At 62.4% G+C, this 21,956-nt stretch carries 17 protein-coding genes and 1 pseudogene; 14 read left to right on the top strand and 4 right to left on the bottom strand.

Features of this window, described 5'->3' with window-relative positions; all coding sequences use genetic code 11:
• Positions 1-9: 9 nt before the first annotated feature.
• Positions 10-2,067 carry an NAD(+) synthase gene (locus GJ700_RS33520; RefSeq protein ID WP_154382348.1) on the bottom strand — a complete coding sequence of 686 codons (2,058 nt, stop codon included), beginning with the start codon at positions 2,065-2,067 and terminating at the stop codon, positions 10-12.
• 71 nt (positions 2,068-2,138) lie between these two features.
• On the opposite strand from GJ700_RS33520, the gene GJ700_RS33515 reads away from it, so the two are divergent.
• The 4 genes from GJ700_RS33515 (at position 2,139) to GJ700_RS33500 (ending at position 9,679) form a co-directional block, all read left to right on the top strand.
• On the top strand, positions 2,139-3,290 hold the full coding sequence (locus GJ700_RS33515) for a GNAT family N-acetyltransferase (protein ID WP_154382346.1): 1,152 nt from the start codon (positions 2,139-2,141) through the stop codon (positions 3,288-3,290).
• A gap of 61 nt (positions 3,291-3,351) precedes the next feature.
• Positions 3,352-5,076, top strand: coding sequence for a molecular chaperone HscC (locus tag GJ700_RS33510; protein WP_154382344.1), 1,725 nt, complete (start codon positions 3,352-3,354; stop codon positions 5,074-5,076).
• Between the two features lie 20 nt (positions 5,077-5,096).
• Positions 5,097-7,427 (top strand): tetratricopeptide repeat protein, encoded by a 2,331-nt coding sequence (locus GJ700_RS33505; protein WP_154382342.1) that lies wholly within the window; start codon positions 5,097-5,099, stop codon positions 7,425-7,427.
• A 122-nt stretch (positions 7,428-7,549) separates the two neighbouring features.
• Positions 7,550-9,679, top strand: coding sequence for a C1 family peptidase (locus GJ700_RS33500; RefSeq protein WP_154382340.1), 2,130 nt, complete (start codon positions 7,550-7,552; stop codon positions 9,677-9,679).
• Between the two features lie 106 nt (positions 9,680-9,785).
• Here the strand turns inward: GJ700_RS33500 and GJ700_RS33495 are convergent, their stop codons facing one another.
• Positions 9,786-10,700, bottom strand: a complete 915-nt coding sequence (locus GJ700_RS33495) for a LysR family transcriptional regulator (RefSeq protein WP_154382338.1) — start codon at positions 10,698-10,700, stop codon at positions 9,786-9,788.
• 167 nt (positions 10,701-10,867) lie between these two features.
• Here GJ700_RS33495 and GJ700_RS33490 point away from each other — a divergent pair, with 167 nt between their 5' ends.
• From GJ700_RS33490 to GJ700_RS33445, 10 genes and pseudogenes are all read left to right on the top strand, one after another.
• Positions 10,868-11,977 carry a muconate/chloromuconate family cycloisomerase gene (locus GJ700_RS33490; protein WP_154382336.1) on the top strand — a complete coding sequence of 370 codons (1,110 nt, stop codon included), beginning with the start codon at positions 10,868-10,870 and terminating at the stop codon, positions 11,975-11,977.
• Between the two features lie 14 nt (positions 11,978-11,991).
• Positions 11,992-12,282, top strand: a complete 291-nt coding sequence (gene catC, locus GJ700_RS33485) for a muconolactone Delta-isomerase (protein WP_154382334.1) — start codon at positions 11,992-11,994, stop codon at positions 12,280-12,282.
• A 34-nt stretch (positions 12,283-12,316) separates the two neighbouring features.
• Positions 12,317-13,237, top strand: a complete 921-nt coding sequence (gene catA / locus GJ700_RS33480) for a catechol 1,2-dioxygenase (RefSeq protein WP_154382332.1) — start codon at positions 12,317-12,319, stop codon at positions 13,235-13,237.
• 11 nt (positions 13,238-13,248) lie between these two features.
• Positions 13,249-14,631, top strand: coding sequence for a benzoate 1,2-dioxygenase large subunit (gene benA, locus GJ700_RS33475; RefSeq protein WP_154382331.1), 1,383 nt, complete (start codon positions 13,249-13,251; stop codon positions 14,629-14,631).
• The gene (gene benB, locus GJ700_RS33470) at positions 14,628-15,119 is read left to right on the top strand and encodes a benzoate 1,2-dioxygenase small subunit (protein WP_154382328.1); all 492 of its coding nucleotides are present in this window, start codon (positions 14,628-14,630) and stop codon (positions 15,117-15,119) included. The genes benA and benB overlap by 4 nt, the downstream gene beginning before the upstream one ends.
• Positions 15,120-15,129: 10 nt before the next feature.
• Positions 15,130-16,173: a benzoate 1,2-dioxygenase electron transfer component BenC gene (gene benC, locus GJ700_RS33465; protein ID WP_154382327.1), complete on the top strand. Its 1,044-nt coding sequence runs from the start codon at positions 15,130-15,132 to the stop codon at positions 16,171-16,173.
• On the top strand, positions 16,170-16,946 hold the full coding sequence (benD, locus tag GJ700_RS33460; RefSeq protein ID WP_154382325.1) for a benzoate diol dehydrogenase BenD: 777 nt from the start codon (positions 16,170-16,172) through the stop codon (positions 16,944-16,946). The genes benC and benD overlap by 4 nt, the downstream gene beginning before the upstream one ends.
• A complete protein-coding gene (locus GJ700_RS33455) occupies positions 16,946-18,121 on the top strand; it encodes a benzoate/H(+) symporter BenE family transporter (protein WP_154382389.1) in 1,176 nt (391 codons plus the stop codon). Before benD ends, GJ700_RS33455 begins: the two co-directional genes overlap by 1 nt.
• Positions 18,122-18,132: 11 nt before the next feature.
• Entirely contained in the window at positions 18,133-18,921 is a 789-nt protein-coding gene (gene pcaD / locus GJ700_RS33450) for a 3-oxoadipate enol-lactonase (protein WP_154382323.1), read from the top strand.
• 243 nt (positions 18,922-19,164) lie between these two features.
• Positions 19,165-19,488, top strand: a pseudogene (locus GJ700_RS33445) (IS3 family transposase); the annotation flags it as partial.
• 48 nt (positions 19,489-19,536) lie between these two features.
• Here GJ700_RS33445 and GJ700_RS35105 read toward each other — a convergent pair.
• Together GJ700_RS35105 and GJ700_RS33435 are read right to left on the bottom strand one after the other, a co-directional pair.
• Positions 19,537-19,914, bottom strand: coding sequence for a DUF1493 family protein (locus GJ700_RS35105; protein WP_195764095.1), 378 nt, complete (start codon positions 19,912-19,914; stop codon positions 19,537-19,539).
• On the bottom strand, positions 19,892-21,956 hold a 2,065-nt coding region (locus tag GJ700_RS33435; protein ID WP_154382319.1), incomplete at its 5' end, for an RHS repeat-associated core domain-containing protein. The genes GJ700_RS33435 and GJ700_RS35105, both read right to left, overlap by 23 nt.

Here is a 21,956-nt window from a genome sequence, read left to right as displayed (position 1 = left end):
TCCTGTAAGTTAGGCCACGTCCGGCACGTTCTTTAAATCGTTCATCCACACCACCGCTTCCGAATCGCTGGGCGCGCGCCAGTCGCCGCGCGGCGACAGCGAGCCGCCCGAACCCACCTTCGGCCCGTTCGGCACGCAGGTGCGCTTGAACTGGCTGGTCAGGAAGAAGCGGCGCAGGAAGATGGCGAGATTCGCCTTGATCTCCTTCATCGCATACTGGTTGCGCACCACGTGCGCATCGTTCGGCCAGTGGCCGGTCTCGCGGTCGCTCCACGCCGCATGGGACAGGAACGCGACTTTGGACGGCGCGAAGCCGAAACGCAACGTGTAGTATAAGTTGAAGTCCTGCAATTCGTATGGGCCGATGACACTTTCCGTTATTTGCGCGGGGGCGCCATCGTCCGATTTGCCCGGCACCAGTTCCGGGCTGATTTCCGTGTTCACCACCGCCAGCAGCACGGCCGAATCCACGTCGCCGAACTGCCTGCTCTCCGCCACCCAGCGCACCAGGTGCGAAATCAGCGTTTTCGGCACGCTGGCGTTGACGTTGTAATGCGACATATGGTCGCCCACGCCATACGTGCACCAGCCCAGCGCCAGTTCGGACAGGTCACCGGTGCCGATGACGATGCCGCCGACGTGGTTGGCGATGCGGAACAGGTGGTTGGTGCGCTCGCCGGCCTGCACGTTTTCAAACGTGATGTCGTATTGCTCGGCGCCTTCGGCATACGGATGGCCGATATCCTTCATCATCTGGATGCAGCTCGGGCGGATATCGATTTCCGACGCCGTGCAGCCGACAAAGGCCATCAGCGCGCGCGCCTGTTCCAGCGTGCGGGTGCTGGTGGCGAAGCCCGGCATCGTGATGGCGATGATGTTGGCGCGCGGCAGGTTCAAACGGTCCATGGCTTTCGCGCACACCAGCAGCGCATGGGTGGAATCGAGCCCGCCGGACACGCCGATCACGACTTTCCTGATGCCGGACGACGACAGGCGCTGCACCAGCGCCTGGACCTGGATGTTGTAGACCTCGTTGCAGCGCTTGTCGCGCAGGGCCGGGTTCGATGGCACATACGGGAAGCGCGCCACGTTGCGCGCCAGCGGCAGCACCTGGTGGCGCGGCAAGTCCAGCGCAAAGCGCGCGGTGCGGAACCTGGACAGCTCCTGCGCGTGGCGGCGCATCGACTGGCCGAACGTGGTCTGGCGCATGCGCTCGCGCGACAGGCGCTCCAGGTCCACGTCGCCGTAAATCACGTGCGACTCGTCCTGGAAGCGCTCCGCTTCGCGCAGCAATTCGCCGTTTTCATAAATCAGCGCCTGCCCATCCCATGCCAGGTCCGTGGTGGATTCGCCCCGGCCCGCCGACGAATACAGGTAAGCGGACAGGCAGCGCGCCGATTGCTGGCCCACCAGTTGGTGGCGGTAGTCGGCCTTGCCGATCACGACGTTCGATGCGGACAAATTCACCAGCACGGTGGCGCCGGCCAGCGCGGCAAACGATGACGGCGGAATCGGCACCCACACGTCTTCGCAAATCTCGACGTGGAATTTCAGCAGCGGCAGATTTTCCACTTCAAACAGCTGCGCGGCGCCAAACGGCACGGTCTGGCCCAGCAAGGTGATGTCCTGCGACAGCGCTTCGTCGGCCGCCGAGAACTGGCGCGCTTCATAGAATTCGCCATAGTTCGGCAAATACGTTTTCGGCACCACGCCGTGGATACGGCCGCCGGACAGCACCACGGCGCAATTGAACAATTGGTGGTCGACCCGCAGCGGCGCCCCCACCACCAGCACGGACGCGATGGATTTCGATGCTTCGACCACGTCGTTCAATGCGGCCAGGCAGGCGTCCAGCAACGCGCGCTGGTGGAACAAATCGTCGCAGGTATAGGCGGACAGGCCCAGTTCCGTGAAGGCGACCAGCGCGGCGCCCTGGGCGGCCGCGTCACGCGCCAGCCGGATGGTTTCCTGTGCGTTGTAAGCAGGGTCGGCGACGCGGCAACGCGGCACGGCCACCGCGACGCGGGCGAAATCGTGGGAATACAGGTTGAAGAATGAATGTGACATGGGGAAACAACTCTGCGGATAGTGTGGGCGATTTTAGCATTCAGCCTTAATCACCGGGCAAAGTTGCTAGAATGGCCCGCATGACGACTTACCGCCCCGCCATCCTGTCCTCCCTCGCCGACGCCGGCGAAGCCGCCTGGTCCACGCTGCTGCACGCGTCGGGAGAAACCAATCCCTTCCTGTCCTACGCCTTCCTGCACGCGCTGCATGCTTCCGGCAGCGCCTGTGCCGAGACGGGTTGGCAGCCGCAATACCTGGCGCTGTGGGATGGCGAAGAAGGGACGACGCTGGCCGCCGCCATGCCGCTGTACGTGAAATCGCATTCGTATGGCGAATACGTGTTCGACTGGGCGTGGGCCGAGGCGTACCACCGCAACGGCATCGAATATTACCCCAAGCTGCTGTCGGCGATCCCGTTCACGCCCGTCACCGGCAGCCGCCTGCTGGCGCGCGATGGCGCGGCGCGCGCCGCGCTGGTGGCGTTCCTGCTGGAGCAGCAACAGGCATCAGGCATGTCGTCCACCCACGTGCTGTATCCGCCACAAGCGCAGGCACAGCTGTTGCAGGAGGCGGGATTCATGCTGCGCAGCGGCGTGCAATTCCACTGGATCAACCAGGGCTACGCAACGTTCGACGACTTCACGGCCACCCTGGAGCACAAGAAGCGCAAGAACATCCGCGCCGAACGGCGCAAGGTGCGGGAAGCCGGCGTCACGCTGCGGCGCATTCGCGGCATCGACATGACGGAAGCGGACTGGCGCTTTTTCCACCGCTGCTACGAAACCACCTATGCCGAACACCGCTCGTCGCCCTATTTGAACCTTGCGTTTTTCCTCGATATCGGTGCGGCCATGCCCGGCAACATCATGCTGACGGTGGCCGAGCGTAGTGGCCGCCCCATCGCATCGTCGCTGGTCTTGCATACGAAAGACACGTTGTATGGCCGCTACTGGGGCGCCATCGAACATGTGCCGTGCCTGCATTTCGAAGTGGCGTATTACCAGCCGCTGGAATTCTGCATCGAGCAGGGACTCGGCACGTTTGAAGGCGGCGCGCAGGGCGAGCACAAGATGGCGCGCGGCTTTTTGCCGCAGCAGACGTGGTCGGCGCACTGGCTGGCGCATCCATCGTTTGCCGATGCGGTGGAGCGGTTCCTGGAGCGTGAGCGAGGCGGCATCGACAATTACATCAGCGAACTCAACGAGCGCAATCCGTTTCGCTGAAGAATACTGGCAGAGAATTGTGTTTCTGGTAAGATTCTTGTTTTGCCTAAATGGAACTACAATGATTGCCGCAATAGACCTGGGTACCACCAACAGCTTGATTGCGGTATGGGAAAATGGCGCCGCCCGGCTTATTCCCAACAGCCTCGGCGATGTATTGACGCCCTCTTGCGTCAGCATTGACGAAGACGGCAGCGTTCTCGTAGGCCGCGCTGCGCGCGAGCGACTGCAGACCCACCCCGACCGCACCGCCGCCGTCTTCAAACGCTACATGGGCAGCGACAAAACCCTGCGGCTGGGTAGCAAGGAATTCCGCCCGGAAGAATTATCCGCGCTGATACTGCGCGCACTGAAAGAAGATGCGGAAGCGGCGCTCGGCATCCCCATTACCGAGGCAATCATCACCGTACCCGCCTATTTTTCTGACGCCCAGCGCAAGGCGACCCGCGCCGCCGGCCAGTTGGCTGGCTTGCGCGTCGACCGCCTGCTGAACGAACCGACCGCGGCGGCACTGGCGTACGGCATCCACCTGCGCGACGCGGAAACCCGCTTCCTGGTTTTCGATCTGGGCGGCGGCACTTTCGACGTCTCCGTGCTGGACCTGTTCGAGGGCGTGATGGAAGTGCGTGCTTCGGCCGGCGACAATATGCTGGGCGGCGAGGACTTCATGCGCTGCCTGGTGAACCATTTCTTCGAACAAAACAAAATTCCGCCCGCCCTGAAGAACGACCACCATTTCATGCAACGCCTGTATGCGCAAGCGGAATCCGCCAAACGCGCGCTCAGCGAGGCAACCACGGCATCCATGCGCGTCACGCACAGCAGCAATGAATACACGCTGGATATCGGTGAAGCGGATATGGAGCGCATATGCGAAGGCTTGCTGCAGCGCCTGCGCGCGCCGGTTGAACGCGCGCTGCGCGACGCCAACTTGCGCACCACCGAACTGGATAACGTGGTGCTGGCAGGCGGAGCGACCCGCATGCCGATGGTGCGCCGCCTGGCGGCGCGCATGTTTGGACGATTCCCGGCCTGCGATATCAATCCGGACGAGGTGGTGGCGCTTGGCGCCGCGGTCCAGGCCGGATTGAAAATGCGCGACGCGGCGCTCAATGAAGTGGTGATGACCGACGTGGCGCCCTACTCGCTGGGCATCGCAATTTCCATGGAACTGGGCGATGGCACGTACTCGCACGGCCATTTCGATCCCGTCATTGAACGCAACACCCCGGTACCGGTCAGCCGCGTCAAGCGCTACTTTGCCATGACCGACCGCCAGAAGAAACTCGACCTCAATATTTTCCAGGGCGAGGCACGCATGTGCCAGGACAACATCCACTTGGGCAACCTGAAAATTACCCTACCGCAATTGGAGCGTGAAGAAAGCGGCGTCGACATCCGCTTCACTTACGACATCAATGGCCTGCTGCAAGTTGACGCGACTGTTGTCAAGACATCGGCCAAACATACCATCGTCATTGAAGGCAACCCGGGCTTGCTGAGCGAAGCGGAAATCGCCGCGCGCTTCATCGAACTATCGGAGCTGAAAATCCATCCGCGCGACCGCCTGGAGCACCGTACGCTGCTGGCCCGTGCCGAGCGCCTGTATCAGCAATTCAAGGGGCCTCAGCGTGAATGGCTCAGTGTCCAGATCCTGGCTTTCGAACAAGTGCTGGAGACGCAAGACAAACGCCGCATCGAACCCGTGCGCAAACAGTTCGAAACCGTGCTGAATGATGCCGAACACGACAGCTTTACCACCCTGAACAACGACTCGGCGCAATAAGCCGAGAGCAAAGCCCCATCATGACGACGTTCCCCGCCTACTTGCAGCGCCTTGGCATTTCCGCAGACGCCGACGAGCGGGCTATCCGCCGCGCCTACGCACGCGAACTGAAGCTGATTGACCAGGAGGCCGATCCGGCCGGGTTCCAGTCCTTGCGCGAGGCTTACGACGAGGCATTGTACTGGTCGCGCTACCGCGCCGATGAATTCAATGGCGAAGAGGCTGCCCCGGTCGCCCAACCGGCGCACGCCATCGATGGCGAGGCCCTGGCAGAGACGCTGCAACCGTCGCCAGCGTCCAGCGCATACGAACCTGCCGCCATTCCCCACCCAGTCCAGGAATCGTTCGTTGCCGGTGACGAGGCATCGGCTGGGGAAGTGTTCGCCGAGTTCCTGGAGCGCAGTCGCCGCCTGGTGACTGAGCTACCCATGACGGACGACGCACCATGGGAGCGCGAACTGCGTCACAGCTTGGCCGATGAGCGCCTGATCAGCATCGGTGCGCGCGACCGCTTCGAACGCCATGTGGCGGAACTGCTCGCGGCAGGCTGGCAACCCGGGCACGAAGTCCTGCTGGTGGCTGCGACAACCGTATTCGATTGGGAGAATGACCGGCGGCGTATCACCAGCCTTGGCTATGCGGGGGCGATGCTCGATCAGGCGATCAACCAGCGCGCGATGTACGACCTGCAGTCGTCCGAGGAACGCATACGGCAGCGGCAACTGATTCAGCGCTTGCGTTTGCCCGAGGAACCCAGCACCCGCGAACTGGTGTTGTATGCACGCACGCTGGAAACCTTGATTTCCCGTTTCCCGGAGTGGCTGGCACTTGTCGCCAGCGTGCCCCGCATCGTCGACTGGCGCGAACGTGCCGGCCAGATACCGGCATGGCGGCGCACGCTGACCTTTACAGGCTGGCGTAAGGAGGCCGAAGTCCCCTACGAACAGCAGAAGAGCAGCGGCTTCAACTGGGGGTGGCTGATCTTCCTGGTCATCATGGGGCTGGCCCGTTGCACGATCAATTCAAACAAGGACAACGGCACCTATAGCAGCGGCAGGCCGCCCGCCGTTCAGTTAAGTGCCAGCGCCAAGGAACTATTTGAGCGCGGCAACCAGCAATTCGACAGCCGCGACTATTCCGGCGCTATTGCCAGCTACACCAAAGTGATAGAGGCCGCCCCGGATGCGGCGAATGCCTATGGAACCCGTGCCCAGGCTTACTATTTTGAAGAGGAGTATGAACTGGCCAAACGCGACGTGGAAAAAGCTGCCTCGCTTGACCGGTCCAGCCTGCCCATGCTGGCCGCGCGTGGCATGATTGCGCTGAAAGAAAAGCGGCATGAGGATGCGCTGGCTGATTTTACGCGGGCAATTCAGCTTGTCCCCGATGCGGCATTTTTTTACACGCAGCGCGCACTGGCCTATGAACAGGGCGGACAATTCAAGGCAGCCCTTGCCGACGTAACGGAGTCCATCAGCAAACGCCCCAAAGGCAATAACTTTGCCTACCTTGTCGCTGCCCGCCTGTACAAATCGGCAGGCGACACCGGCAAGGCGGCGGAACAGGCCGAAGCACTGATCACGGCCGACAGCGCAGAGCCAGGCTCCTACATCGCCGCTGCGCAAATTTATCTGCTGCTGGAAAAGAAACAGCAAGCGCTGGCCATACTCAAACGTGGCGCCGTGGCGGCCCCCAGCCTCGACAGCCACCTGCGTTATGCCGAGCTGTTGCCCGTGACGGATGTGAAAGGCCGCCGCACGGCAGTCGATGCCGCGCTGGCGATCAGTCCCAAGGACTATAAAGCCCAGAAAATGCGCGCCGACATTGAACGCGACGCCGGAAATTTCAGCGCAGCAATCGATGCTTATACCGCCCTGTTGGCCAGTGAACCGGCCGGCAGCCCGCGCCAGGTCCCGCTGCTGACGGAGCGCGCTTACGGATACTTCAGGCAGGGCAACGCGGCTGCGGCGGAGCGGGAAGTCGCCAACGCCCGTAACGCCGCCGGCACACCTACCGAATTGAATAACATATGCTGGTTCCTGGGAAGCCGGAATTTCCTGCTGCAAACGGCTTTGGACACCTGTTCAGCAGCACTGGAAAAGCAACCAACCGCAGCCTATACGCTTGACAGCAAAGGTTTCGTGCTGTTGCGCCTGCAGCGCTATGACGAGGCCCTGGCCGCCTACGACGCCGCACTGGCGCAGCGCCAGAAATTCCCCGCCTCACTGTATGGCCGAGGCATCGTCAAACGCCGTTTGGGGATGCAGCAGGATGCCAAGGCGGATATCGACGCCGCCAATGCCATCGACGCCACTGTGGCATTGGAGTTTGCCAGTTTCGGAATTAAATAAGCGGCCGGCAAGCCATCATTATTATTTTCGACCTGCTGAGCTATTTTCATTAACAATATTAAATAGACAACACCACTACGGCGGGCGAACCTTGCGCAGGCTCAATCACAAGGAGACGCGCCATGCCCGCCACCACCGCCACCCTCCAGGGCGGCAAGCTGATCGCCCTGGATGCCCGTCCCGACCGTATCGATTTGCGCGACCTGCCCTACCGGGCGCCGATGGGCAACTTGCCGCACCGCGTACCCACCGATACGCAATTGCATGACTACCTGCCCGACTACACGGAAGCGGGCCTGATCCTGGACCAGGGCCAGGAAGGCGCGTGCACCGGATTCGGTCTGGCGGCGGCGGTCAATTACCTGCTGTGGCGGCAGTCCGGCATGACGATGAAAAAGAAGGACCGGGTCAGCCCGCGCATGCTGTACACGCTGGCGCGCTATTACGATGAGTGGCCGGACGAGAATTACGAGGGATCCAGCTGCCGTGGCGCGCTGAAAGGCTGGCAAAAACATGGCGTGTGCGCGGAAACGCTGTGGCATGACAAATCGCTGGGGCCGGACGGCGACGAGTGGGCGCAGGACGCCATCCGGCGCCCGCTGGGCGTGTACTACCGCATTGAAAAACAATCCGTGGTGGATCTGCAATCCGCCATCTGCCAGACCGGCGCCATTTACGTGTCCGCCAAGGTTCATGGCGGCTGGACCGGCAAGAGCCTGAACCGCAACGGCGTGCCGCTGGAAAGCCACGACCAGTTGCCCCGCATTGCGTTTAACCCGGAACAGCCGGATATCCTCGGCGGCCACGCCTTCGCGCTGGTCGGCTATAACGAGTACGGCTTCATCGTGCAGAATTCCTGGGGCAAAAGCTGGGGCGCGGGCGGCTTTGCGGTGCTGACGTACCAGGACTGGGTGGCCAACGGCACCGATGCGTGGGTGATGGGCCTGGGTGTGCCCCTGGCGAAGGGTGCGTCGTCGACCGTGCACGTCGGGGCGCTGGCCTGCCCGCCGAACCAGGCCCGTCCCATGGGCGTGGTGTCCACGGCCGAAATGCAAAGCCCGCGCGCCACGTTCAGCAAGGAAGATGCTTACCTGCACACGCTGGTTACGGGAAACAACGGCGTGCTGTTGAACCGCATGCCGCACTTGCCGAACGCGGACCGCAATGCGGACGTGGTCGTCGTGGAAAAACCCGCCGCGTGGCTACTGCAGCAACCGGCCCATGCCCGCAAGGTGGCGCTGTATTTCCATGGTGGCCTGGGCAGCGAAGCGTCGTCGATTGCACGCATCCAGACCATGGCGCCGTGGTTCCTCGACAATGACGTCTATCCCATCTTCGTCACGTGGAAGAGCGGCTGGCTGGACGTCATCACGGACATGCTGGCGGACAAGGCGCATGAATTGTTCGGCACCCAGCCGGCGCGGGGACTGGGCGACTGGTTCGACGATGCGCGCGACCGGGGCATCGAAGTGCTGGCGCGGGAAGTGCTGGTGCGCAGCATGTGGAGCGAGATGAAACAGAATGTGCAGGCCAGCGCCGATGGCCTGGGCACCGGCATCACGGTGCTGGCCGACAAGCTGGCTGCGCTGCGCGCGCAGGTGGGCAGCGACGTGCAAGTGCACATGATCGGCCATTCGGCCGGCTCGCTGATCGCGGGCCGCCTGCTGACGGCGTTCAGGACCGGCAAACAGAAACAGTCGGCCGCCAGTTGCACCTTGTTCGCCCCGGCCTGCACAGTGGGGTTCGCGCTGGAACACTATGTGAAAGCCATCGACCACGGTGTGTTGCCACGCGCCGCGTTCGACATCCATGCCCTGTCCGACCCGCTGGAACTGGACGACGCGGTGGGGCCGTACCATAAATCGCTGCTATACCTCGTCAGCCGTTCACTGGAGGATTTGCACAAGACGCCGGTCCTGGGTCTGGCCAGCGTGTATGACGGCAGCCGCGCCAACAGCGAATTCTGGCACCAGCAGACGGTGAGGGATGTGCGGGCCTGGCAGAAATTCTTCTGGCACGACAGCCCGCAAATCCCGCAAGCCATCACGGGCGGCGACGGCTTGCCGGCCGGTTCGGGGTTGCACATCCTGAAAGAGCCGGACGTGCGGACCAGCAGCACGGCGGGCGGCAAGTCCGTCAAGTCCACGCATGGGGCGTTCGACAACTCGGCGGCGATCGTCAGCGCCACGTTGCTGCGCATCCTGGGCGCGGACCGGTTGCCACAGCCGGCCATCGACCTGTCATCGTTCTGATCCGCCCCGGGACCATGCGTGCGTCGCCGCGAATTACTGCTGCGCCGGGCTGCATGCATGGCGGCTTCCGCGACGCGGAAACCGCCCTACGGAGTTGACCTCGTCTCTACAATTCCTCTTTTACATGCGGGATGCCCCTCGCATCATAGACGTCATAAATCACCTTCAGCATGTTGCGCAACTCTTCCGACCGGTCCATCAATCGTATGCTGAACAAGATCGGCGACACCGCGTGCTGGTCGTCCAGCGTGCGGTATTGCACGTCCGACCGCTTCATCCCCTGCAAACTGTCCGGCACCACCGAGACCCCCTGCCCCGCCGCGACCATGCCGATGGCGATTTGCAGTTCGCGCACTTCCATCACCTTGTCCGGATGCAGCGCGCGGTCGCTGAAGGCGGCCAGCACCTGGTCCGCGAAGCTGGGGCGCGGCGCTTTCGGATAGACGATCAAGGTTTCGTCGACCAGCTCCTTGAGTTTTAACGGCCGCTCCAACAGCGCCAGCGGATGGCCGAACGGCAGCGCCACGATCAGCCGTTCTTCGCGCAGCAGGATGCGGCGTATCGACGGATCTTCCGCCTTGACCCGGCCAAAGCCCACGTCGATGCTGCCCTCCTTCAAGGCGCGCATCTGTTCCATCGTCGTCATTTCATGGAACGTGACTTCCACCTGCTGGTTTTCCGCGCGGTAGCGGCGCACGATTTCCGGCAACAGCCCGTACAGCGTGGATGCGACAAAGCCGATCGACAGCGTGCGCTCGATCTTGCCGACGCGCTGCGTCATGGTCTTCAAGTCATTCACCTTATCCAGCAGCACTTTGGCGTGGGCCTGGAAAAACTCGCCAGCTTCCGTCAGGCGCAGCGGCCGCGAACCCTTTTCGAACAATTCCACGCCCAGTTCTTCTTCCAGTTGCTGGATCTGCCGGCTCAGCGGCGGCTGCGCAATGAACAGGCGCTGGGCCGCGCGCGTGAAGTTGCGCTCTTCCGCCACGGCGAGGAAGTAGCGCAAATGCCGGATTTCCATGGTCGTCCCTCAATAGTATTCAGTAAAGCAATAGTAAGCCTTTCGCGCCTTCCGCCAATAATACCTTTTAGGTATCGGGTCGCTACCAAATCAGTCTTAGACGCAAGTAATCGCGGGGTATATCGTGCTTACATCCGATTGACTGAAACCGACCATACGGAAAAGATATGATCCACAGCATAGAAACCATCCTGGCGGATGTGCCGACCATCCGCCCCCACCAGCTCTCCGTGACCACCATGCGCACGCAGACCCTGGTGCTGGTGCGGGTGCGTTGCGGCGACGGCGTCGAGGGCTGGGGCGAAGCCACCACCATCGGCGGCCTGAATTACGGCGAAGAGAGCCCGGAAAGCATCAAGGCCAACATCGATACCCACATCGCCCCGCTGTTGATCGGCAAGGACGCCACCCGCGTGGCGGCCGCCATGGCCGTGGTGCGCAAGGCGATCCAGGGCAACCGTTTTGCCAAGTGCGCGATCGAGACCGCGCTGCTCGATGCGCAGGCGCGCCGCCTGGGGATCCCGTTGAGCGAACTGCTGGGCGGGCGCGTGCGCAATGCATTGCCGGTGGCCTGGACCCTGGCCAGCGGCGACACCACGAAGGACATCGCCGAAGCGGAACTGATGCTGGAACTGCGCCGCCACCGCATCTTCAAGCTGAAGATCGGCGCCCGCGCCGTGCACGACGACGTGGCCCACGTGCTGGCCATCAAGCAGGCGCTGGGCAACAAGGCCAGCGTGCGGGTCGACGTCAACCAGGCGTGGACCGAACTGCAGGCCATGGAAGCGATTGCCGCCTTGCAGGATGGCGGCGTGGACTTGATCGAACAGCCGATCGCCGCCCACAACCAGGCCGGCATGGCGCGCCTGGCCCGCCACTTTACGGTACCCATCATGGCCGACGAAGCGCTGCAAGGCCCGCTCGACGCCTACCGCTATGCCACGGCCGGCGCGGCCGACGTGTTCGCCGTGAAGATCACGCAATCGGCCGGCCTGACCCCGGCCGCGCAAGTGGCCACCGTGGCGCAACTGTCCGGCGTCGCGCTGTATGGCGGCACCATGCTGGAAGGCGGCATCGGCACCGCCGCGTCCAGCCACCTGTTCGCCACTTTCCCTGAACTGGCCTTTGGCACGGAACTGTTCGGCCCCCTGCTGCTGACGGAAGAAGTCTTGCAGGAACCGCTGGTCTACCAGGACTTCATGCTGCAAGTGCCAGGTGGCCACGGCCTGGGCGTCACCGTCGACATGGAAAAACTCGGCCGCCTGCGCCGCCAATAAACAAGGAGATCGCCATGCTGTTCCACGTTCGTATGGATGTCAACATCCCCGCCACCCTGCCCGCCGCCGACGCGGAGGCAGTCAAGGCCAGGGAAAAAGCCTATTCGCAGCAATTGCAGGACAGCGGCAAATGGCGCCATATCTGGCGCATCGCCGGCCAGTACGCCAACGTCAGCGTGTTCGACGTCGACAGCGTGGAAGAACTGCACACGCTGCTGACCGGCCTGCCGCTGTTCCCCTACATGCAAATCCAGGTCACGCCGCTGCTGCGCCACCCGTCGTCGATCCGCGGCAACGACCAATAACCCCGCTCACACACCACCCAACAAGGAGACTGACATGACTCATAACGATATCGACCGCCTGGTGAAATCCTGGATCGTAGACAGCGCCACCCGTCCTGCCGACGCGCGCGTGCAGCAAGTGGTGCTGCGCCTGGTGAGTGACCTGTGCAAGGCCATCGAAGACCTGGATATCCAGCCCAGCGAATTCTGGAAAGGCCTGGAATACCTGTCGGCCGCCGGCGCCGCCAATGAACTGGGCCTGCTGGCCCCGGGCCTGGGCCTGGAACGCTTCCTCGACATCCGCGCCGACGAGGCGGAAAGCCGCGCCGGCCTGTCCGGCGGCACGCCGCGCACCATCGAAGGCCCGCTATACGTGGCCGGCGCGCCGGAAAGCAAGGGCTTTGCACGGCTGGATGACGGCACCGAGAGCGCCGATGCCGAAGTGCTGTTCATGCAAGGCACCGTGTATGACGACCAGGGCAAGCCGCTGCCGAACACCAAAGTCGAAGTGTGGCACGCCAACCTGAAGGGCAACTATTCATTCTTCGACCAGACCCAGTCGCACTTCAACCTGCGCCGCACCATCATCACGGACGAGCAAGGCCGCTACCAGTTCCGCAGCATCGTGCCGAAAGGCTACGGTTGCCCGCCGAACGGTAGCACGCAGCGCCTGCTGGACAAGCTGGGCCGCCACGGCCAGCGCCCCGCCCACATCCACTTCTTCGTCAGCGCCGAAGGCTTGCGCAAGCTGACCACGCAGATCAACATCGATGGCGATGAATACCTGTGGGACGACTTCGCCTTCGCCAGCCGCGACGGCCTGGTGCCGGCCATCACCAAGGTCACGGACGCCGCCGCCATTGCCGCCAAAGGCTTGACCGAGCCGTACGCCAGCATCGACTTCGATTTCCGCCTGTACAGCGAAACCCGGCGCGCACCGGCCGTCGAAGTGGACCGTATCCGCGCCGCCGCCTGAGGAGCAACACCATGATCCCCATCATGCCCGCGCGTCCCGAAGGCGCCAAGCCGCTCGATGCCTACCTCGTCGAGGACAAGGAAAAAGGCGACTACCGCCTGCACCGCAGCGCCTTCACGGATGAAGCGCTGTTCGAACTGGAAATGAAGCACATTTTCGAGGGCAACTGGATTTACCTGGCCCACGAAAGCCAGATCCCGAACAACAACGATTACTACACGACGCACATCGGCCGCCAGCCCGTGTTCATCGCGCGCAACCGCAACGGCGAGCTGAATGCCTTCATCAACGCGTGCAGCCACCGTGGTGCGCAACTGTGCCGCCACAAGCGGGGCAACAAGGCAACGTATACGTGCCCGTTCCATGGCTGGACGTTCAACAACAACGGCAAGCTGCTGAAGGTGAAAGACCCGGAAGACGCGGGTTATCCGGACTGCTTCAACAAGGAAGGCTCGCACGATTTAAAACGCGTGGCGCGCTTCGAGAATTACAAGGGTTTCCTGTTCGGCAGCTTGAATCCGGACGTGGCGCCGCTGGCGGAATTCCTCGGCGAAGCGGGCAAGATCATCGACATGATCGTCAACCAGTCGCCGGACGGACTGGAAGTGCTGCGCGGTTCGTCGACCTATACCTTCGAAGGCAACTGGAAGCTGCAGGCCGAGAATGGCGCCGATGGCTACCACGTGTCGGCCGTGCACTGGAATTACGCGGCCACCACCAACCGCCGCAAGGAACAGGCGGCGGACGCGGAGAATATGCGCGAAGACAAGATCCGCGCCATGGATGCGGGCAAGTGGGGCAAACAGGGCGGCGGTTTCTATGCGTTCGAACAGGGCCACATCCTGCTGTGGACCAAGTGGGCCAACCCGGAAGACCGTCCCAATTTCGCCCGCCACGCCGAGTACGCCGACAAATTCGGCAAGCCGGCGGCGGACTGGATGGTCGAGCGTTCGCGCAACCTGTGCCTGTATCCGAACGTCTACCTGATGGACCAGTTCGGATCGCAAATCCGGCTGCTGCGCCCGATCGCCGTCAACAAGACCGAAGTGACGATTTACTGCATCGCGCCGAAAGGCGAGTCCGACGAGGCGCGCGCACGCCGCATCCGCCAATACGAGGATTTCTTCAACGTGTCCGGCATGGCCACGCCGGACGACCTGGAAGAATTCCGCGCCTGCCAGCAGGGCTATGCCGGCAGCGCCATGGAATGGAACGACATGTGCCGTGGTTCCACCCACTGGATCGAGGGCGCCGACGACGCGGCCAGGGAACTGGGACTGCAACCCGTGATGAGCGGCGTGCGCACCGAAGATGAAGGCTTGTACACGGTGCAGCACCGCTACTGGCTGGAAGTCATGAAGAAGGCGCTGGCCGCCGAGGGAGAGCAGGCATGAGCGCGGTTGACTTCAACACCATCACCGCCTTCCTGTACAGGGAAGCGCGCCTGCTGGACGACGAGCAGTGGGACGACTGGCTGGCGTGCTACCACGACGATGCGCAATTCTGGATGCCGTCGTGGGACGACGACGACCGGCTGGTGACGGACCCGCAGCGCGAAATTTCGCTGATCTTCTATCCGACCCGCCAGGGACTGGAAGACCGCGTGTTCCGCATCAAGACCGAGCGCTCGTCGGCCACGATGCCCGATACGCGCACCAGCCACAACATCGCCAACGTGGAAGTAGCGCGGCAGGAAGGCACGGTCGTCACTGTGCGCTTCAACTGGCATACGCTGAGCCACCGCTACAAGCAGGACTACAGCTATTTCGGCATGTCGCGCTATGTGATCGACTTTGCCGGCGACAGTCCGAAGATCCTGAACAAGTACGTCGTGCTGAAGAACGACTACATCAATCAGGTCATCGACGTGTATCACATTTGAGAGGCGTACCATGAGCCATACCATCGCCCTGCAGTTCGAAGACGGCGTCACCCGCTTCATCAGCTGCAACCCCAATGAAAAGCTGTCCGACGCGGCCTATCGCCAGAAGGTCAATATCCCGCTCGATTGCCGCGACGGCGCATGCGGCACGTGCCGTGGCCATTGCGAATCGGGCAGCTACGACATGCCGGCTTCCAGCTACATCGACGATGCCTTGACGCAGGAAGAAGCGGCGCAGCGCAAGGTGCTGGCATGCCAGATGCGCCCCACGTCCAACTGCGTGGTGAATATCCCCGCCACGTCGGCCGCCTGCAAGACCGGCGCGTCCAGCCATCCTGGCGTGATCGCATCCGTCGATCACGTGTCGGCATCCACGATCCGTTTTGCCATCACGCTGGACAATCCGACCGGACTGGATTTCCTGCCGGGACAGTACATCAATGTCCAGGTGCCGGGCTCCACACAGACCCGGTCGTACTCGTTCAGTTCCGCGCCGGGGGCCGCGCATGCGGCCTTTGTCGTGCGCAATGTGCCGGACGGCTTGATGAGCCGCTACCTGTCCGGCGAAGCGCAGGCGGGGCAGCCCATTTCGTTCGCCGGCCCGTTCGGCAGCTTCTATTTGCGGCCGGTACTGCGCCCCGTGCTGATGCTGGCGGGCGGCACGGGCATCGCGCCATTCCTGTCGATGCTGGACGTGCTGGCCGACAAAGGCTTCACGCAGCCGGTGCGCCTGGTGTTTGCCGTCACGCGCGATGGCGACCTGGTGGCGCTGGACCAGCTGGAACGCATCGCCGCCGCCCACCCGCAGTTTTCCTATGTCACCTGCGTGGCCGATCCGGACAGCGCACACGACCGCAAGGGCTATGCCACCGCACACGTGGAACCGGGCTGGCTCAACAATGGCGATGCCGATGTATACTTGTGCGGTCCCGTGCCCATGGTGGACGCGGTACGCAACTGGTTCACGACCATCGGCGTGCAGCCGGCCAATTTCTACTACGAGAAATTTTCGGCAAGCAATACCGCAACCGGCGTCGCAGGAGGCCAGCCATGAGCCGCTTCAATGGACAGGTAATGGTGGTGACGGGTGCCGCGCAAGGCATAGGCCGTGGCGTCGCGCTGGCGGCGGCCGGCGAAGGCGCGCAACTGGTGCTGTGCGACCGCTCTCCCCTCGTGCACGAAGTGCTGGCCGAAGTCCAGGCGTCGGGCGCGCTGGCGATTGCCGTGCAGGCCGACCTGGAAACGCACCAGGGCGCGGCGGACTTGATGGCGGCGGCGGTGGAAGCGTTTGGCCGCATCGACATCCTGGTCAACAATGTGGGCGGCACGATCTGGGTCCAGCCTTACCAGGAATACGCGCCGGAACAGGTCGAAGCGGAAATCCGCCGTTCGCTGTTCCCCACGCTGTGGTGCTGCCATGCGGCGCTGCCCCACATGCTGGCGCAAAACAAGGGCGCCATCGTCAATGTCTCGTCGATTGCCACGCGCGGCATCTACCGCATTCCGTATTCGGCGGCCAAGGGTGGCGTCAATGCGTTGACGGCCAGCCTGGCGATGGAAACCGCGCAATCCGGCATCCGCATCAATGCGGTGGCGACGGGCGGCACGGAAGCCCCGCCGCGCAAGGTGCCGCGCAACCCGAAGCCGCTGTCGGAACAGGAACAGCTGTGGTACCAGGCCATCGTCGACCAGACCAGGGACAGCAGCCTGATGCACCGCTACGGCACCATCGACGAACAAGTGCGCGCGATCCTGTTCCTCGCGTCGCCGGAAGCCAGCTATATCACGGGCACGGTGCTGCCCGTGGGTGGCGGCGATCAGGGATGATGGCCACATTACGGCGCGACCTGTCGCTGCCCGCCATGCTGGCGGGCTTTCTGGCGGTCGTGATTTCGTATTCCGGGCCGCTGGTGATTTTCCTTCAGGCGGGCCATGCGGCGGGCGTGTCCGACGCCGTGATGTCGTCGTGGATCTGGGCCATTTCACTGGGGGCGGGCCTGTCCGGCATCTGGCTCAGCTGGCACCTGAAAATGCCGATCATTACCGCCTGGTCCGCACCCGGCACCGCGCTGCTGGTGACGCTGTTTCCCGGCATGCCGGTGGCGGAAGCCATCGGCGCCTACCTGCTGGCCGGTGTGGCGGTGGTGCTGATCGGCTGGTCCGGCGCATTCGACCGCCTGATGCGGCATATCCCGCCCGGCGTTGCGGCCGGCATGATGGCGGGCATCCTGTTCCAGTTCGGCGCCAATGCATTCCGCGCCACCGCGTCGCAACCGCTGCTGGCGCTGGCCATGCTGGCCGCTTACCTGCTGGGCAAGCGCTTCGCGCCGCGCCATGCGGTGATGCTGGTGCTCTTGGCCGGCGCGCTGGTGGCGTTCCTGTCCGGCCAGGCCGATGTATCCAGTGTGCGGGTGGTGGCCGCGCAGCCGCAATGGATGATGCCGGCGTGGAGCTGGCGCGCCGCCATCGGCTTTGCCTTGCCATTGCTGCTGGTCAGCCTGTCCGGGCAATTCCTGCCGGGGCTGGCGATTTTAAAACTGTCGGGTTACCAGCCCGGCGCGCGCATCGTCATGGGTGCGACGGGGCTGGCGTCATTGGCCGTGGCATGGTTTGGCGGCATCACGATCGCCATTGCGTCGATCACGGCGGCGCTGTGCACCGGCAAGGATGCCCATGAAGATCCGGAAAAACGCTATGTGGCGGGGCTGGCCAACGGCCTGTTCTACGTCATCGGCGGCATGCTGGCCGGGACCATCGTCGCCCTGTTTGCCGCGCTGCCGCGCGAACTGGTGGCCGTACTGGCGGGCCTGGCGCTGCTGGGCGCCATCGGCACCAACCTGGCGGGCGCCGTCGCGGATGACAAGCACCGCGAAGCGTCCGTCATCACATTTATCGCCACCGCATCGGGCATGGGATTCCTGGGCCTGGGTGCGGCGTTCTGGGGCATTGTGTTCGGCATGGGCGCCCACCTGGTGCTGACCTGTGCCCGCAAGCCTGCATAAAGGGGAGAACTATGCCTGTCGTACACCTGGATGGCGTCGCCATCCATTTTGAAACCGCCGGCGACCGCCGCCGGCCTTGTTTGCTGTTGTCGAATTCGCTGGGAACGGACTTGTCGATGTGGGATGCGCAAACCGATGCGCTGGCATCGGCCTATTTCGTGGTGCGCTACGACACGCGCGGCCACGGCCGCTCGTCGTCGCCGCCGGGACCGTACACGGTGGCGCAACTGGGCGGCGACGCGCTGGCGCTGCTCGATCACCTGGACATCGAGCGAGCCCATGTCTGCGGCTTGTCGATGGGCGGCGTGACGGCGCAATGGCTGGCCGTGCACGCGCCGCACCGGGTGCTGAAACTAGTGCTGGCCAATACGGCGGCCAGAGTCGGCACGCGCGACGGATGGATGGACCGGGCGGCGTCCGTGCGCAGCGGCGGGCTGGACGCCATTGCCGAATCGTCGGCATCGCGCTGGTTCACCGCGGGTTGGGCCGCCGCCAATGCGGCAATCGCGGCCCGCATGGCGGACAAGTTGCGCCGGCAGGATGCGGAAGGCTACGCCGCCTGCTGCGAAGCGCTAGCGGTGGCGGACCTGCGCGGCGACACCACCCGCATTGCCGCACCGACGCTGGTGATCGCGGGCCGCCACGATCCTGTGACGACCGTGGCCGATGGCGAAGCGCTCTGCAGCGCGATCGGCCAGTCTCAACTGGCGGTGCTGGAAGCGTCGCATATCTCGAATGTGGAAGATCCGGCAAGCTTTTCTGCCGTCCTGCGTAAATTCCTCACTCAAAGGAAGCTTTAAGGTTTTAACATTCAAATCAATGCACCGCGCCCTTCTCGCGCGGAGCAGTGGGTTGCGGGTGTTTTTTTAATTAAGAACCATCGGCACCGCCGACAAGTTGGTATACGCCCGGCTTGTATTTACATTTCCCGGGCGGGGCCTATCCTACGCGGGAACAACACCAGACCGAAAACTTGGCAATACCAAGATTGTCACGCACGGTGCCCTTTAATCACTTACAGCGCAGAGTGATGGCCATTGCTTGAAAACACAGTGATGGTGCATTCAGATCAGGGAAGTCAGTTCAGTAGCTACGACTGGCGCGACTTCCTGAAGGAGCACAATCTGGAAGCAAGTATGAGCCGGCGTGGTAACTGCCACGACAACGCCGTTGCAGAGAGCTTTTTCCAGCTATTGAAGCGGGAGCGGATCAAGCGCAAAACCTACGCAACAAGGGAAGACGCCCGGCAGGATATCTTCGATTACATTGAGATGTTCTACAATCCGAAGCGCCGTCATGGAGGTAATGAGCGGCTTTCTCCAGTTGAGTACGAGAAGCGGTATTTTCAGAGGCTCAAGGGTGTCTAGAAAATCCGTGGCGATTCAGACACGATTTCCCCGCTAACAAAAGCCCCATCAACTCTCTTGAAATTTCTTGGAAATCATCGAATTCAAAACCATTTCAAGTGTAAGGGCGGCATACATACGATCTCTCTCGTAAAACCACCTCCCGAATGGCATATGCGATACCAAGAATCGCGCAACCCATGTATTACCGGGAAATTCGCTCGGGAAATAGCGCTCAAAAACAAAATCCGAAAGATCCACGCCGTGCGATTCCGCCAACTCATCCATGTACGTCTCTGCAATGTCGCCGTACAGACCAAGATCGTGATACAGCCTTGTTTGCAATTGACACTGGTTGAGCAGTCGGTTTGAAAGGCCGCATTTCCTCAACCATACTTTTAAGATATCAGGCAAAACTGACTGATTAGTCACATGAGAGAGCATCATAAACCTCATATCCAACAATCGCCGTACCAACGTATGGTATTTTTCGCGCAATGCTTGTAAGAGCGTTTCTGGTAGCGATAGAGTATTTTCCGCTCCTTGCAGCCGCATGATTAAGCCCACTAAAAATCGACGTGCCACGACCAGCTGGCCCACCGCCAGCAATCCCTCCTCGTGGCTTGACATCATGCGCACCGAAAATCCCATCTGCCGCCCCCACTCCGGCATTGCCTGCGGGGCCAGCTGGAGTCCCGGAATCTTTGCAAGTGCAATTCTTTCTTTTCCACTCACTCAAAGCGTAATCGAGAGCCAGCCCCGCACCGATCCCTATCAGGATGGGGGCAAACGCGACCTCGCCGGTGGGATCGACCTTGCTGAGTGGATTTCCTTCAACGTATCCGTAAGTGTTGACGCCACCGTTCAGCCCAATGGGGTCCGACTGCACATACCGCCCGGTCTGCGGATCGTAGTCCCGATAGTAGTTGTAGTGAAGGTTTGTTTCCTTGTCATACAACTGCCCCGGGAACCGCACGTTGTAACTAAAAACCGCCCCGCCAGCGTTTTCAACTGGCTGCGCCATGCCGAACGGATCAGCGTCCACCCAATTCCACACAACGCTATTACTGGCGTCTTCCGTGACCACCCGTGGCGTGTTGATGTGATCGGAATAAATGTAGCCCACCGACGTCGTCACCACCATCGGTGTTCCACTGGCGGCCTGCTTCAACACGCCAACCGGCATGTCTTCCAGGAACACCGTTTCCTGCAGCACCGCTCCAGCAGCATCATATTCCCCCAGCAGATGCCCCTGTTCGTCGTACACGTACGCGGTGGCACCGGTCGGTATCGTCACCCCGGCCTTTCTGGTCCGCTGGCCAATGCCGTTATACAGGTAGCTGGTGGCCACCCCGGCATTCACGCTGGTCTTAATCCGGCCGCGTTCACCGTAGGTGTAGCTGACCGTGCCATCGCCAGTGAGGTTGCCAGCCGCATCAAACGTGTTGCTTTTTGCTGGCAGCGGCCCGCTGGTGCTGTTCAGGCGATTGCTGGCGGAAGCGATAATGTTGCTGTAGGTGCTGGCGCCGATTTTGAGCGGAATGCGATTCCCCGTGGCGTCATAGGCATAACTTTGCGTGCCGGTGTTGCCGGTGTACGTCAGCAACCGGCCCAAGCCATCGTACGTAAAAGCCTGGTTGTAGCTGGCCGCATTGGCGGTCCCTGTATGGGTCATCGCCGTGATCCTGCTGGCAGCATCGTAGGTGACCGTTCGCATCACGGTCCCCAATGGGTAAGTGACCAGCCGCCCGTCCAGGTCAAACGTCCGCGCATACAGGTTGGGTACTGCCTCGGTGCTGTTACCCCAGATCCAGCTTTGCACGCCGCCGAACGGCGCATACGTGATCTGATCCAACAACACGATGGACGTCGCCGCATCCGTGCCGCCATTTGCATCGGACGGGTGCAATGTGAGCTTGTTGGCGCGTCCGTTCGCATCGTACCCATAGTCGATACGGTTACCGCTTGGATACGTCAGGCTGGCAAGCCGGCCGTTGCCGTCATAGGCATAGCCGACCGTGCGATTGACCGTCCCCACCGCATGTGTGATGGTTTGCACTTTGCTCAGTAGCCGCCCCGCCTGGTCGTAGGCGTACGCCGTCTGGCCGGATTCGTCCGTCATTTTCGTCAGGCGGCCAATCGCATTGGGTGCGCCGGATGGTCCGCCGCCATATTCCAGGACAGTCGGGGTGCCGCCACCGTAGCTGATGCTGGTGACCCGGTTCAGCGCATCGTAGGTATAGGTGGTCACCTTGCCGCGCGCATCGGTACTGGTCAGCACGTTGCCGGCAAGGTCAAAGGTGCGCGCCGTGCTCCCGGTATCCGGGCTGGCCAGCCCCGTCCGGTTCCCCAGGCCATCGCTGGTATACGTCGTCGTCAGGTTGCGCGGGTCGCGCACCGTGCTGAGCTGGTCCAGTGCGTCGTAGGTGTAATTGATGGCCGGGCGCGCGGCGCCGGTCACCGGCGGCGGTTGCAATTGCTGCAGTTGC

It is taken from the genome of Pseudoduganella rivuli, from assembly GCF_009674485.1.
Taxonomy (GTDB): domain Bacteria; phylum Pseudomonadota; class Gammaproteobacteria; order Burkholderiales; family Burkholderiaceae_D; genus Rugamonas; species Rugamonas rivuli_B.
The sequence above is the reverse complement of the archived record's forward strand: the minus strand, read 5'-3'. Positions and strand labels throughout refer to the sequence as shown.